At 60.3% G+C, this 14,895-nt stretch carries 9 protein-coding genes and 1 pseudogene; 7 read left to right on the forward strand and 3 right to left on the reverse strand.

The genetic code is table 11. The features are described 5' to 3' along the window. The coding region (locus QRN11_RS12075; protein ID WP_285251152.1) for an FAD-dependent oxidoreductase at positions 1-1,519 on the reverse strand (1,519 nt) is incomplete at its 3' end. A 630-nt stretch (positions 1,520-2,149) separates the two neighbouring features. Here QRN11_RS12075 and QRN11_RS22520 point away from each other — a divergent pair. The 7 genes and pseudogenes from QRN11_RS22520 to QRN11_RS12105 all read left to right on the forward strand — a co-directional run. After that, positions 2,150-2,305 (forward strand): annotated as a pseudogene (locus QRN11_RS22520) (helix-turn-helix domain-containing protein); the annotation flags it as partial. A gap of 771 nt (positions 2,306-3,076) precedes the next feature. Then, the gene (locus QRN11_RS12080) at positions 3,077-4,000 is read left to right on the forward strand and encodes a LysR family transcriptional regulator (protein ID WP_285251153.1); all 924 of its coding nucleotides are present in this window, start codon (positions 3,077-3,079) and stop codon (positions 3,998-4,000) included. Positions 4,001-4,180: 180 nt separating this feature from the next. Beyond that, the gene (locus QRN11_RS12085; protein WP_285251154.1) at positions 4,181-5,431 is read left to right on the forward strand and encodes an MFS transporter; all 1,251 of its coding nucleotides are present in this window, start codon (positions 4,181-4,183) and stop codon (positions 5,429-5,431) included. 49 nt (positions 5,432-5,480) lie between these two features. Beyond that, the gene (locus QRN11_RS12090) at positions 5,481-7,634 is read left to right on the forward strand and encodes a hydantoinase/oxoprolinase family protein (RefSeq protein ID WP_285251155.1); all 2,154 of its coding nucleotides are present in this window, start codon (positions 5,481-5,483) and stop codon (positions 7,632-7,634) included. Further along, positions 7,635-9,902: a hydantoinase B/oxoprolinase family protein gene (locus tag QRN11_RS12095; protein ID WP_285251156.1), complete on the forward strand. Its 2,268-nt coding sequence runs from the start codon at positions 7,635-7,637 to the stop codon at positions 9,900-9,902. A 12-nt stretch (positions 9,903-9,914) separates the two neighbouring features. Beyond that, positions 9,915-10,868 carry a beta-keto acid cleavage family enzyme gene (locus tag QRN11_RS12100; protein ID WP_285251157.1) on the forward strand — a complete coding sequence of 318 codons (954 nt, stop codon included), beginning with the start codon at positions 9,915-9,917 and terminating at the stop codon, positions 10,866-10,868. A 641-nt stretch (positions 10,869-11,509) separates the two neighbouring features. Then, positions 11,510-12,271, forward strand: coding sequence for an SDR family oxidoreductase (locus QRN11_RS12105; RefSeq protein WP_285251158.1), 762 nt, complete (start codon positions 11,510-11,512; stop codon positions 12,269-12,271). A 21-nt stretch (positions 12,272-12,292) separates the two neighbouring features. On the opposite strand, the gene QRN11_RS12110 is transcribed toward QRN11_RS12105, so the two are convergent. Both QRN11_RS12110 and QRN11_RS12115 read right to left on the reverse strand, forming a co-directional pair. After that, a complete protein-coding gene (locus QRN11_RS12110; protein ID WP_285251159.1) occupies positions 12,293-12,913 on the reverse strand; it encodes an acyltransferase in 621 nt (206 codons plus the stop codon). A gap of 297 nt (positions 12,914-13,210) precedes the next feature. Then, the gene (locus QRN11_RS12115) at positions 13,211-14,854 is read right to left on the reverse strand and encodes a thiamine pyrophosphate-binding protein (RefSeq protein WP_285251297.1); all 1,644 of its coding nucleotides are present in this window, start codon (positions 14,852-14,854) and stop codon (positions 13,211-13,213) included. Positions 14,855-14,895 lie beyond the last annotated feature (41 nt).

Below are 14,895 nucleotides of genomic sequence, written 5' to 3' on the forward strand. Positions count from 1 at the left end.
CCCAGGCGCGTCCGGCAAGGCCGGTGACAAGGCTGAACTTTCCGTGGCCGGTGACGTCAAGGGTCGATGTCCGGTGGCCTTCACGGTCAACCAGCCATGCGTGCGGAATTTTCGCGCCGGGCCGGGTTGTGGGCTGGACGTAAAGCTGGGGATCCCTTTCCCATTGCTCTTCGCCTGCCTCAGGGTCAGGGATGACGGCGTCGGATTCGTAGCGCTGGTTCAGTTCAACGCCGTGGGCGTTGAACTCGTAGTTCTTCCCTTCCAGCGCTTCCTGAAGCTTCTGGCGCAGCTCAACGCCTTCGGGTGTCGGGGCGTGCAGGCGTGCCAGCCCGGCTTCAATGCTGTGTTCCTGGCCGGGGACGCGGAAGGTGTCGTTGAGGGGGCCGTAGTCCTTGCGGGACTGGTTGGCCCGGGCGACGATCTGTTTGCCGACGGGTGCGCGCTCCAGAGAATAGGAGTCGAGCAGGCTCTCCCCGGCGTAGCCCTTGATGACGTAGGCGAGTTTCCATGCCAGGTTGAACGCGTCCTGCATGCAGGTATTTGAACCCAGGCCACTGCTCGGCGGATGCCGGTGGACTGCGTCTCCTCCGCAGAATACCCGTCCGACGGAGAAGTGCTCGGCGTGCTGCTGGTTCACGTACCACGTGGACTTCGTCTGGACGTCGACTTCGAGTTCGGGGTCCCCGACCAGGGTGCGGATTTTCTCGAGGATGACGTCTTCGCTGAAATCGGGTTCGCCGTCTGCCATGTTGAATCCCCATCCGGCGATCCATTCATCCCAGGGCCGGACGGCGCGCAGCAGGCCCATTCCGATCTCACCAAAGCCGGCGACCGGGTTCATGATCCAATGCAGAATGCTGGGACGGTGCGCGACGTACTTGCTCAAGTCAGCCTTGAACAGCACATATGCGGTACCGGCACGTGCAACCTGACCATGGAACGGCAGTCCGATGTCTTCAGCAATCTGGGAACGGGCACCATCGGCGCCGATCAGGTACCGGGCCCGCAGCGTGTAGTCCTGGCCGGTGACATGGTTCCTGAAGGTGACATTGACACCGTCGGCGTCCTGAACGTGGGAGAGGTACTCCGTGTTAAAGGTGACCTGTGCACCCCGCTCCCCCGCGTTCTTGAGCAAGATCGGTTCCATCAGCGGCTGCGGAACGTCGAGCATGGTGCAAGGACTGGCCTTCAAATAGTCCCCGTACCGTTCGTCCCCGGTACCCCAGGTGCGGAGCCGGGCAATCTCCTGCCCGGCGAGGCTGGTCGTGAACAGGGTGTCCCCCATGTCCTCCCACGGCACCGCGTATTTTGCGGCTTCCTCTTCCACCCCGAGATTCCGCAGGACTTCAACAGCCCGCTGGTTGGTAATGTGCGCACGTGGCGTATTCGCGAGCCAGTTCCACCGCGAAATCATGTGTACACGAATGCCCTCGGTAGCTAGCGCCAGCGCCGCTGTGGCCCCGGTCGGTCCCGTGCCAACAATGAGCACGTCGGTATCGAATTCCAACTGAGTTTCCATCACACCTTCTAATCCAAATCTGGGAGAGCGCGGTCGTCGTGCCGCAGAAGACGATTTCCAGCGTCATCGCTGCTTCGTCCTCTTACTCGGGGTGAACATGCCTACTGGCAGCAAGCGTACTAGCATGCAAGCTCGCCTTATAGCCCTTTGCTGATTGCAAATACGAAGAGTTGAGAGGCAATTCTTATTGGCCAGAGTTTGTTTTTGGTGCTTATGCGGCAGTAGGCATTTGCAGCGCTTGGCTCACGCCCGGGGTGTATGTCACGCTTCTCGCCGGAGAGCGAAGCCTTGTGTGTTGGCGTCAGAATAGTGCGAAGTTCCGTTTTATTGGTGGTGGCTCATGATGTTCTCAGATCCCACCCTGCAGTCGCAGCTTGGCCCCCGCACAGCGACGTCAACCGAACTTACCGGCACTTACTGCGCTGTGACGGACTCCCGGTCCATGGCACTCCTCTTTCTGCACTTCATTGGAGTGGCTCTCAGCCCGGACCCGTAGACTTGGACGCCGTAGCCCTAAGAGATTCCCAGCCGCACCGGTTGACCCAGACGATCGCCGGTTGGACCTACGAGAAAAACAGACCTCGACGGAGTCACCCAGGTTTGGACCTCCGCTAGGGTTCTGAGGCCGCCTCCAAACTCCACATCCACCCCAACACGGTCAAGCAGCGGGTGGCGCGGATCTCCGACATTCTCGGTGTAGAGATCAGGGAGTTCTCCAAAGTCAGTCAGCTCACGATCGCCCTCGAATGGCGAACCGTCCTGCAGGGGCCGGTCATAGACGGCTGAAACAACCCCTGCCGACAAGCGACGGCTGCAGGGAGGGGCAAGAGCAGGTCAAGGAGCCCCAGCGTGTCTGAAGACGAGCCGAGTTAAAACCGGAGCAGGGGCGGCCGGATCGCTGGCCGCCTCTGCTGGTGCATGAGTCGGATCAGGCTTCGGCGGGCCTGTTTTGCGGCCTTCGCTACGTTTTCGCCGTTTTGGCGCTCTGTTTCTTGCGTCCCCAGCCCCGGGCAGGATTGCAACAGAGATGACAGAGATAGCTAAGACGATAAGCAGATACACGACAATGGTCGTTAGATTTGGGTCGCAGCAAACAGAGCGGCGGCAATCGTCGGAGCGAACGCGGACTCGCAGATCTGCGAGTTGACATAACCAACTGACGCTCCGGTGTAGCGGACTTCCCGTCTTTGCCGATCAGGGGCGTGCGTTCCTTTACGCAGCGTCGGCGGCCTCGACGGCGATGGGGGTTTCGGGCTGTGGGCTAACTTCAGTGCTTGAGCCAGTTCGGGGTTCCCCTCGCCCGGGTTTCTTCATCAAGTTGCGCGGATTGCCATTGAACTAGACATGATTGACGCATCTGGTTTCCATCCCATTCGATTCTCGAACCAACCTGTTCTCAAATTTTTCGTTTGCAAGAATCCTCCAGGCGCGAGCCGCCATCGCCGCCGGCGGGCGGGACGAGTGGCGCAAGGAGCTGCGTCACTAATGAGATTCTTGATATCAGAGGCAGAGCCATGCTCGGAAACTCACTACCCTCACGGACGGGGATGCTAAGGAATGAACCTGAACCGGGTGGATCTGAATCTATTGGTCGCACTGGATGCATTATTAACCGAGCAGAGCGTCACGAAGGCCGCCGAGCGCCTTCAGGTGGGCCAGTCCGCGATGAGCTCCACTCTTAATCGGTTACGCAAGATGTTCGGCGATCCGATTCTGGTCAAGAACGGCCGAAATCTCATGCCGACCCCGTTTGCCAGATCGCTGGCCGACCCCCTTAGGGAAGCACTCGGACGAGTCGAGTCACTCCTGACGACCAAGAGCGAGTTCAATCCTGCAACGGATCATCGGGACTTTTCGGTTACCTCCAACGACTATGTGGCCGCAGTCTTTCTTCGACCTCTCTTGGTGCGCTTCGCCGCAGAGGCACCCAATGTGAGGCTCCACTTCCAACCAGTTCAGGATGATTTCGCGAAACGTCTTAGGCAAGGTGAGACGGACATTCTGATCATGCCCAAGGAAGTCTTTCTGGGATATGTGGATTTTCCCAACGAGCTGTTGTTTAGTGACCGGTACGTATGCGCCGTGGATGCAGATAATCCCGAGGTCGGAACGTCGATCACGATGCAACAGTTCAGCGCGCAACCTTATCTTGCCGTCAATGTAGGACACCTGCCCACTTCAGCTGAAATGCAATTGGACGCACAGGGAGTCATTCGCAACACACAGATCACCACGCAAATGTTTATGCTGGCCCCGTTCCTGCTGCGCGAAACGCGGTTACTCACCCTGATCCAGGAGCGGCTGGGACTCGCTCTGCGGACTAACGCGAACCTCAGGCTTCTCGATCCGCCAATGCCTCTACAGCCCGTCAATATGGTCATGTTATGGGCGGAGCAACACACCGAGGATTCCGCCCACCAGTGGCTCCGTCAGCAATTGATGTCTTTGGCCCTGGAGCTATTCGCTGACACATCGATCTGATCAATACGAGGCTTCGTTAACCATTGTTTGTGGCGAATGGTCATGCGCCCTAGTCTCATTACTGAATCGTGTTGCAGGTCACGCTGCAGCGACACGGTGCTAGCACCGACGGCAGCTGGAAATGTTCTATTCGCTGCATCACGTGCGAAGGCGCAACCCATCGACTAGTTAGGACATGCAATGATGCGTGCCAATCGCTACTCAGAATTCAAAACCGGCTGGCCTGCGCTGCTGTCGGCAACGGTAGGCTCGGCCGTAGGCGTAACCGCCCTTCTGTTCTACAGCCTTGGGTCATTCACCGGTGCGCTGCAGAAAGAATTCGGCTGGAACCGCGCGGAAGTCTCATCCTCGTTCCTGTATACGACAATCGCGCTGGTGATCTTCGCCGCCCCCCTGGGCTGGCTGCTGGACCGCTTCGGTCCGCGCCGGGTCGCGATGATCTCAGTGCCCGGATTGACACTGTCCCTGATCCTGCTTGGCCAGTTCCGGGGAGAGCTCATACACTTCTACCTCCTGTTTGCCCTCGCTGGCCTTTTGGGTTTGGGAACTACGTCAATTGTTTACACCAAGGCGGTGAACTCGGCGTTTTTCACCTCACGGGGCCTGGCCCTTGGCATTACCTTGGGAGGCCTGGGCGTGGCTGCGCTGGCTCTGCCGCCTCTGGTGACTGGTGTCGTTCAGTCGTTGGGCTGGCGGGTCGGCTTCACGGCGTTGGCTGTGTTGTCGCTGCTGGTTATTCCGTTTGTCCTGTTTGGACTGAAAGGCAGTGGCCACCGCCCAGAAGCTAGTCGTGAACTGGCTGGAGTTGACCGTGCAGATGCGGTCAAGTCCCGCACTTTTTGGACGATTCTTGCCGGCTTCCTGCTTGTCGGCGGTTCCGTGCCAGCAATCATCCCTCATATGGTTCCTATGCTCACCGACTCCGGCCTTGCTCCGGCCAGCGCGGCGGGCATCGCGTCACTGATCGGTCTGGGTGTGATAGTCGGCCGCCTCGGCATCGGTTTCCTCGTTGACCGATTCTTCGCGCCGTATGTTGCGGCCCCGCTCTTTCTAACCACAGCGTTGGGATGCCTGCTCCTGATGTGGGGAGGCCCGGGGCTTGCTCCTGCAGCCGCAATCATGATCGGTGTCTCTTTTGGAGCCGAGGCCGACTTGATCGCCTTCCTCTGCGGGAATTACTTCGGACTCAAGCGCTACGGATTCATCTATGGCCTCATCTACGCGGCGTTCTCCATCGCCGTCGCTGTCGGCCCGATCTGGGCCGGTTCTTTCTTCGACCGTACTGGCAGCTACGACGGCGCCCTGATTACCGTCGCCGTGATGTTAGCAGTCGGTTCCGCAATTCTTTTGACACTTCCCAAAGTTCAGTCTTTCGCTTCCACAGCCCCTGCCGCGAGGCCCGTCACGGCAGCGGACGATCTTGCCGTCTGATTCAGACCACACCCCCACCACATGGCCGTCTGGCTAAGGAGTTCCAAAATTGAGCATCGAAACAGCGTCCCCAGTTGAGCTAGTAGGCGACGAAGACAACAACACCGACTCCCCCGATGACACGACAGGATGGGCAATTGGGACAGACGTCGGTGGGACTTTCACAGATCTGTGGCTTCGTGCCCCCAGCGGGAAGTCCTTCGTCTGTAAGTCGCCCACTACAGCCGACGTCGTAACTGGAGTCATCAACGCTGTCCGCCTGGCTGCGGGTATAGCGGGGCTCAGCACTGAGGACATGTGCCGGCGGGTCAGCCGCTTCGGACACGGAACAACGGTAGGGTTGAATGCCCTTTTGACCGGCCGTTCGGCGCGTGTCGGGCTCGTCACCACCCAAGGTTTCGGCGACGTCCTCGAAATCGGCCGACTGCGTAGGGGTACAGCGGGGCTCACAGGCTTGGGCCTCGGCGACTACTTCCTCCGCGGACGAACAGCCCCGCTCGTACCGCGAAACCTGGTCGTTGAAGTTACCGAGCGAGTGAATCCGCAAGGCGACGTCGTTACACCTCTGGATTCCAGCTCCGCCCGTCGGGCGTTGGAGACCCTTCGTGATGAAGGCGTTGAGGCCGTAGCGGTCTGCCTGCTGTGGGCCACCGAAAACGCCAGCCATGAGATAGCGGTCGCGGAATTGGTTAAGGAAATACTGCCTGACGCATTCGTCAGTGTCTCCCACGATATTGCCCCGAGCGTGGGTGAATATGCCAGGGCTTCCACTACCGCAGCCAACGCCGCCCTAGGTCCGGTAGCGGGTCACTACCTGGTCAAGCTCGAAACCGAGCTCCGCAAACTGGGCATGGAAGCCCCCATCATGATGACCACGAATGCCGGTGGCGTCGTTCCTGCAGCGACGCTGACCGCATCCCCGGTCAAGGGCCTCCTGAGCGGGCCCGCATCGTGTGTGGTCGCCGGCCAGTCACTGGGCAAGACGCTGAACCAGCCCAACGTCCTCACGCTCGATGTTGGCGGAACAAGCTTCGATGTCGGAGTCGTCGTCAACGGAGCACCATTGTTGCGTGATGAGGTCACCTTTGGCGGCGCAGACATGCGCGTCCCCAGCGTCGACATCGCCAGCATCGGCGCAGGCGGCGGCTCCATCGCAGCAGTTACCGACGGGATCCTTACCGTAGGTCCGCGAAGTGCAGGTGCCACCCCCGGCCCTGTCTGCTACGGCAAAGGTGGTACGGAACCAACGACCACTGACGCTGACCTTGTGCTGGGCGTTCTTGACGCCGCTAGTTTTGGAAGCGGTGGAATCATGCTGGACGTCGAGGCCGCCAGCCGTGCCCTGGAAGAGAAGATCGGCCGGCCCCTTGGGCTGGACGCCCAGGAATCCGCCCGCGCGGTCCGTGAACTGTTTGATTCCGCGATGGCAGACCTTCTCCGTTCCGTCACGATCGAACGCGGCCATGACCCCCGGGATTTTACACTCGTGGCCGGCGGGGGAAGCGGGCCCTCCCATGCGTGGGCCATGTGCCGGGAGCTGGGCCTCGATGGGTTCGTTGTCCCCGCAACGGCCACCGCCCAGTCAGCTTTCGGTGCCGGAACCAGCGATCTTCGAACGACCTCGTCGAGAACCAGCTACATCCGTCTCTCTCCAGGTCTGGAACCTGACGAGACCCATGCGCTGACCTTGTCAGAAGCTCTCGAGGACGCTCGTGATCGTGCCCTGGCCGCAATTCCAGACCCCCAGTCCGCAACGCTGCAATTCACTGCAGCAGTCCGTTATCGAGGTCAGGCACACCACCTGGATGTAGGCCTGGACGCAGCACCAGACGCGGCCATGGTGTCCGAATTTCTTGCGCGGTTCGAATCCGAGTATGAGCTGCTCTTCGGAAAGGGCGCCGGTTTCCGGGAAGCCGGATTCGAGATCCTCTCCGTAAGGGCCACGGCGGCCCTTGCTTCAGCGGCCCCTGGACCATCCGCCGCCGGGCAACCCTTCGAATTCCGTGGCGTCCGGAGCGTCATCTTTGATGACCCGGCTGTTCCGGACTCGACCACGGTGTACGGATGCTCCTGGCCCGCCGCGGACCAGACCGTAGCTGGTCCGTGCCTCATCCAACTTCCCGGCTGCGTAGTCGTCGTTCCACCGGGCGGCACCGCCACAACCGACGCACACGGCGCAATCCACGTAAAGGTAGGCAGCTAAATGAACACGACACTGGATGCCCAGGCCGTCACCACCGTCACTGATCCGGTCATCGCACAGGTGGTCCGCAGCCGTCTGGTCGCCATCACCGACCAGATGCGGCTCGCACTCCAGGCTGTGTCCGGAAGTCCGACGGTCACCGAGGCCAGCGACTTCTTCACCGGCCTCTACCTCCCGGACGGCTCCTTCGCCACGATGGGTCATCAGGTGACGTTTGAAGCACCGCCAGTTGGCGCCCTGATCCGGCACCTTCTCGGCTCAGGTAGGGCTTTGAGGGAAGGTGACCGCATCATCGGCAATGACCCGTTCGTCGGCGCGCTTCACCAGAACGATCTCCAGATGTGCGCACCCTTGTTCGTTGACGGCGAATTGGTCGCCTGGGCAGGCGTCATGGCACACGAAACCGACATCGGTGGCATGGACTTCGCGTCGTGGTCACCGAAAGCCAAAGAAATCTGGCAGGAAGGGCTCCGGATACCGGCCGTCAAGCTCGTGGACCGCGGTGAGCTCCGTGAAGACGTCCTCGACATGGTTCTGGAAGCAACCCGCCTGCCTGCGCAGGTTGGCCTGGATATTCGCGCTTTCATCGCCACATTGAACGTCGCCGGTGAGCGGCTGACCGAACTCTGCCGCCGGTATGGCAAGAATGTCGTGCAAACTGCCATGGCCACCATGGTCGACGACTCCGAGGCCACAATGCGCCGCCGCCTTCTGGAACTGCCCGATGGGGTCGTCCACACGCGTGACTTCCTCGAACACGACGGACACTCCAATGAGCTCTACGTTGTTGACCTGGTCCTCACCAAACAGGGCGATTCTCTGACCTTCGACTTCTCCGGGTCTTCCGGTCAAGCCGCCGGTTTTGTCAACTGCTCCCGGGCAGGGCTGGTCGGAGGCGTTGCAGGTGCCCTTATCCCCACCTTGGGTTTCGGAATCCCCTGGAACGACGGATTGCTGCGACCTACTGAGATCGTCGCGCCGGACGGACTCATCTGTACGGCACTTCCGCCGGCTCCGGTGGGCAGCGCAACTGTTGAGACTGTCTGGGTTGTCAGCAACGTGGTCTCCGCCGCCCTGAACCGTCTCCTGGCAGCCACGCCGAAGTACGCCCACCGCGCACAGGCCGTGAACAGCGGAACCATGGCTACCTTCAATCTCAGCGGACGCAACCAGTTTGGCGAGAAGTTTGGTCTTCACCTTATGGATCCCCTGGCCGGCGGTTTCGGGGCCTTCGTGGCCCACGACGGACAGGACGCCGCCGGACCGATCAACACGCCGTGCCCGTCGATTGCCGACGTGGAAGTCAACGAGCAGGGTACACCTCTGGTGTATCTCTACCGCAGGCTGGCCAGAGATACGGGCGGCGCAGGGCGCCGACGGGGCGGGCTCGGTGCTGAGGTTGCTTTGACGATTTCTGTCGACGAGGCTGAGGCGCTCGTCATGACCCATGGCGCTGAGGTGCCCAATTCTGCAGGGCTTTCGGGCGGGTTGCCCGGCGGCGTCATCCGGCAGTCCCTGGCGCAGGGCATCCTTCGTGGTTCAGGCCAGACGGCTGTTCTTGCCGGAGCACTGAACGGCATCACCGAAGATTCACCGGAGTTTACGAACCTTGGTCCCAAACCTGGAGCTTTTCCCCTCACAAAATCTGACGTGTTTGCTGTCACTTGGCAGGGCGGCGGGGGCATCGGCGATCCATTGGATCGGAGCCCCGAGGATCTCCTGGAGGACATCCGCCGTGATGTGGTTAGCCCGGGGGCGGCCCTAGATACCTACGGGGTGGTGCTGACTACTTCAGCCGCAGGGCTCGTCACGGGATGGGACGAGAAATGCACGTCGCATCGGCGCCGGGCACTTCGCGCTGCACGCCTCGGGCTGGCCCCGCAAGCAGTACCGGAGTCCTGCCGCGACCTGGATCCGACTATGCCCCCCGCCGGACTTAAGACAGGCGAGTCCTGGCTGCCCCTTTCCGACCGTCTTCGTGCCATTCACGCGACCAGCGGAAGATGGCGTGTTGAAACCGTAGATGGAGCAGTGCTTTCCGACGGTTCCACGCGTTGGCGGGAAGGCGCCCACGCCTTCGCCCTCGAACTGCCTTCCAGAGTAGGATCCACCCTTCACGAGAAACTGACAGTCACCGGCTGGGCCTGCCCGGCTACCGGTTCGCTCCTTGCAGTGGACATTCACGAGAAGGATGCAGCCCCGTTCCATGACTTGGAATTGAACGTTTCCGCAGGCAGCCGCGCCGCTGAGCTGTCCTTCCAGGCATAAGGAGAAATCATCATGGCAGACGTAACTTTTGCACAGACTAAACCGCGCAAAGTCATCCTTACCATCGCGCCGACGGGAGGAATGGCCACCAAGGACGAAAACCCCAATCTTCCCGTGGACCCGCAGGAAATCGCAGACGATATCGCTGCGTGCGTGGAGGCTGGAGCCAGCGTTGCCGCCATCCATGCCCGTCGCCCGGGTGACTTCGAAGCCACCTGCGATCCCGAGGTCTACGCCCGAATCAACGAACTGACCCGCAACAACTCAGACGTCGTCATCAATAACTCCACCGGTGGCGGTGTCACCGGGGACATGGTCAAGGTGTACGACACAGGCGAACTCCGCATCGACTTCACGGAGCGCATGAAGGGCCTCGAAGCTCCATTAGTGGAAATGGCAACGTTCGATGCCGAAACATTCGTCATCAACGGCCGCGGTCGTGAACTCCTCTGCAAAACATCCCCGGCTGAGTGCGACGAGATGGCCGCCCGTATGGCCGAACTCGGAATCAAACCTGAATGGGAGGTCATGAGCCCAGCCCACATCCTGCAGGACTGCAAACGGCTCATCGACTCAGGCTTTGACACACAGCCGTACTGGATCAACGTCGTTCTCGGCCTGGACCGTCCATTCCAAGGAGCAATGCCCTACACCCCGCGTGCGCTCCACCAGATGGTTGAAGAACTACCTGCCGGCACCGAACTCTGCGTCTCAGCCATCGGAGCGGCACAGCTGCCGGCCATCGCCCACGCCGTCCTGCTGGGCGGCCATGTCCGGGTCGGGCTGGAAGACAACCTCTACTACAAGCGAGGCGAACTGGCCTCCAATGTACAGTTGGTTGAGCGCGCAGTACGGATCATCCGCGAACTCGGCTGCGAACCCGCAACCCCGGCAGAAGCGCGGGACATTCTGGGACTTCGCCAGCTGAGCTCCGCCTCACGCCCAACCGTCAAAGTTGACGCCTGACCGACAAGCGCCTCTTAACCGGGAGCACTGACAGATGAGGTTGTCCCTTATTTAGGAAAACCTGACGCATAAGAGGCGGCCCCGACGATAGCGGCTACGGCCACAAATCAGCGTGATGGGTATCCAGTGAGGGCGCCCGAACGGGCGGCCTCGTCCATCGGCGGACCGCCAGAAAGTGTGCACCGCCCAGCATCGTTAATCTTCAACCACTACTCAAGACTGGCGCGTGCGGGTTAATCGGACACGGACAGGAGCTCGAATTCATCAACCAACTCCTGGTCGGCCGCTACAGCGCCGTCATAACCGAGGCAGGGGACGCCATGCAGGACTTCGGGCATCGATCACGACCTGGCGTTACGGGCGCTCTCATCCGGGTGGGGCAACAGCACCCCTTCTACAGCGGAACTTCGCGCTCGAGACTAGGGGTATCTTCAAGGGCACGGGAGACACAATCGGTGCCTTCATTTGCAAGGAATAAGGATCTGGCCACCTACGTTGAGTCCCATGGTCTCAACCACCCCGTAACCGTGTGTTAAGTCTTCGATGCGGCGGGGCGTACTGGCCATAACTTGTGGCGCTTTCCCAGACAACCCCTGGCTAGTTTAATCGTTCCACAGAAGCCATGAAAGGAATTGATGTCCATGACCCTCAAGGTACTCATCACTGCGGGTGCCGGAGGCATAGGCCGCGCGATCACCCGGGCGTACATCGAAAAAGGTGCCGCCGTCCATGTTGTCGATATCAGCGCGGCCGCCGTCGAATCTCTCAAGTTCGAGTTTCCCGAGGTCACTGCGTCTATCGCCAATATTAGCCAGGCCGAGGATGTGGCTCGCGTCTTCGACGACGTGCGCTCTGTTCTTGGGGGACTGGACGTGCTGATCAACAACGCCGGCATTGCAGGCAGCACCGAGCCAGCCGAACAATATGGGGTCGATGTCTGGGAAAGCGTGATGGCTGTTAATCTAACGGGGACGTTCCGCATCACAAGGGAGGCGATTCCGCTGCTCCGGGCGTCAGATTCGGCTTCGATCATAGTGATGAGCGCACTGGCGGGAAGGTTTGGTTACCCCAATCGCATAGCCTACTCCACGTCGAAGTGGGGGTTGATCGGATTTACCAAGACTTTGTCCATGGAGCTCGGGCCCCACGGAATCAACGTCAACGCCATCCTCCCCGGAGCGGTTGCCGGGCCGCGGTTCGATGCCGTTGTAGCTGGCCGGGCAGCGTTGTCCGGAAAGTCGGTTGAGGAGGAGCTGGACGCTGCGCTCGGACTCCAGTCCCTGAAACAGCTGGTCCATCCGGCGGATATCGCCGCTTTAGCGCTGTTCTTGACCGGCCCTCACGGCAAGGCGATCAGTGGCCAAATCCTACCTATGGACGGCGACTCCAAGTCCACCGTGTAGCGAGACGACCCGTCCGCTAGTTCAGGACTGAGCGGTTGCTCTCGTTTCATGCAGCGTCTTGGAAGTAGCTGGGGGCCTCAACAGGGTGGGACGGTTAGCCTCTTCCTGCGTTAGAGGCTCCGTTTCGGTGAGTTGTTCGGGTGAGACATGTGTAAGCCAGTGGTACGTCGCCGTTCCATCAGCCTTCCAGATCAGTTCGGCCCGGGTCAGTTCACGGACCACATTCGCCGGTGTGCCATAGGCGAGATGCCGGGCTGGTATCTCGGTGTTCGAGGTAACCAAGGATCGCGCCCCCACAAATGCCTGTTCGCCGATGACCGAGCCATCAAGGAGGACGGAGCCAATGCCGATGAGGGCGCCATCGCCCACGTGGCAGCCGTGCAGAACGGCGCCGTGCCCCACGTGCCCGTTAACGCCTAGTTCCGTTAGTTGCCCGGGAAAGGTATGTACGATACACCCGTCTTGTAGATTTGCTCCCTCTTTCATAACGAATCGCCCTAGGTCTCCCCGTAATGACGCTTGGGGGCCGACATAACACCTTGGGCCGATAATGATGTCTCCGATGAGAGTGGCGGTCGGGTGGACGAACGCCGTGGGGTGCACGACAGGTACGACATCGCCGAAGGCGTAAACGGGGTTCATGGGTGACTCCTTTAGGTGGTGCTGTCCACGCCCTGGTCGACAGGGAACTGGTGATGAGAAGTCTGAAGAGGCAAGATCGTGCAGCGGCACCTAGAACTTCAAATTCCGGCTGCGTTAAGGTCCACCGCACTGCCTTCTTGGTGAAATAGCATCCGGGCTAGGGGGAATCGCGACGACCGCGTTTTACAGTTCTCGTCCCATGGTGGGCGGCGTTCGGAATCGTCCTGTGACCGCAGCTAGGGCTTGTCGGCCCGTTCGCCGGCGGACGCCAGTTCCCGCCGGCGAACATCTTCCGCGTTAATGGCCGGCGAAGGCCTCCTCCAACCACCATGCCCCGCCGTCGCTGGAAATTTTCGCATCGATAACCAGAGGTGTGGTCCTCGGACCGTCCAACCAGGCTTGTACAGCCTTGAGATCGTCAATGCCCCGAACGGTCACACCGGTAGCACCATATCCGCGGCCGATGGCCGCAAGATCGGTGTCGGGGAAGGTGACAATGCTTAGATCTTCTTCGCGGCTGAAGTGATGTACCTCGGCTCCGTACGCGTTGTCGTTATAGATGACGATGACGAGTGGAATGCGAAGCCGTACGGCTGTCTCCAGTTCCTGGATTCCCATAAGGAAACCTCCGTCTCCGACTCCGAGAACAGGTAGCCGGTCTGGGCGCGCCACTGCTGCCCCGAGGGCAGTGCTTAGGCCTAGGCCCACGGATTGGAAGGACTGTGTGAAACAGGATCCAAAGTGGTCCGGCACACGGAAATAGGCACTTGGGTAACCGACGAAGTTCCCTGAATCGACAGCTACCGTCCGTTCCTGTGGGAGCATCTTGTCTAGCAACTTGGACAACAGTCTTGGATCTATGGTGGTTTCCGTTGAGAGGTTGTCGGTTTCCGTGTCGTTCCAGCGGGATTTCTGGGCGATTTTCTTGTCCATGTCATCTCGCCGGTACCCTTGCCGTGGTTCCTCACCCTTGAGTGCGTCCAGCGCGTCGGCAGCGGTTTCTCTCACATCACCAAGTACGGCGAGGTCGAGGGGCACAGTGGCACCGAGTGCGGCCGTTTCAGAATCGATCTGCACGACTTTGGCCCCGCCGCCGATCATTTTCCCGTGGCGCATGGTCCACATGTTCATGGAGGCTCCCCAACCGACAACCAAGTCCGCGCCCGCTATGATTTCCGCGGTAAGTGGCGATGAAAAGCCCCCTGAAATTCCCAGGTTGTAGGCGTGCCCGTGGAACAGTCCGTTGGCGACGGCTGAGGTAGCCAGAAGTGCGCCCGTATGATCGGCAAGCTGGATGAGTGTTTCCCTTGCATTGCGTGCGCCTCTGCCCGCAATGAAGACTGGACGTTCGGCCCGTGTGAGTAAGTTGACGAGCTGGAGAACAGATTGATTGTTTGCACGCGGAGAAAGCAGCTCGGGAATCGGCGGTGGCGTTGATTGTGGGTTGGCAGGAACCATCTGTGACTGCACGTCGAGCGGAAGGTTGAGCACCACGGTGCGGCGGCCCTGGACGGCCGTTCGGTAGGCCCGTACGGTGTCGGCTACGGCGCTTTGGGCGGAGTGGACACGTTCGGAAATTGCTCCAACACTTCTGATGAGTGAGTCCTGATCGATTTTGAAGTTTGATCGGACTGCTGATCCCGCACTGTCTGCGGCCAGGACGAGCAGGGGGGTACGGCTTTTTGCAGCCTCCCCGATTCCGGTTATGGCGTTGGTTAGTCCGCATCCTTGGTGGGTGGTCATGACAGCGAGTTGACCGGAGGTGCGGGCAAAGCCGTCGGCCATTGTTATCGCGCCTGCTTCATGGCGTGTGGCGATGTATGGGACCCCATGCATGCGCAGGCTATTGGTTACGTGGAAGTTTCCGCTGCCAATGACGCCAAAGATCTGCGCGACTCCTAGTTGCGCCAGGGTCCGTCCAACGAGTTCGGCGACCGTAATGGTTCCACCTTGCGCAGCCGCTGGTCCCGAGGCTTCTTGCT

This window comes from Pseudarthrobacter sp. fls2-241-R2A-168 (assembly GCF_030209335.1).
GTDB lineage: Bacteria > Actinomycetota > Actinomycetes > Actinomycetales > Micrococcaceae > Arthrobacter.

Bases quoted from the DNA above. Each gene is read 5' to 3' on its own strand.
- QRN11_RS12095 (WP_285251156.1), top strand. From the start codon at position 7,635: ATGAACACGACACTGGATGCCCAGGCCGTCACCACCGTCACTGATCCG.
- QRN11_RS12080 (WP_285251153.1), top strand. From the start codon at position 3,077: ATGAACCTGAACCGGGTGGATCTGAATCTATTGGTCGCACTGGATGCA.
- QRN11_RS12085 (WP_285251154.1), top strand. From the start codon at position 4,181: ATGATGCGTGCCAATCGCTACTCAGAATTCAAAACCGGCTGGCCTGCG.
- QRN11_RS12110 (WP_285251159.1), bottom strand. From the start codon at position 12,913: ATGAACCCCGTTTACGCCTTCGGCGATGTCGTACCTGTCGTGCACCCC.
- QRN11_RS12105 (WP_285251158.1), top strand. From the start codon at position 11,510: ATGACCCTCAAGGTACTCATCACTGCGGGTGCCGGAGGCATAGGCCGC.
- QRN11_RS12100 (WP_285251157.1), top strand. From the start codon at position 9,915: ATGGCAGACGTAACTTTTGCACAGACTAAACCGCGCAAAGTCATCCTT.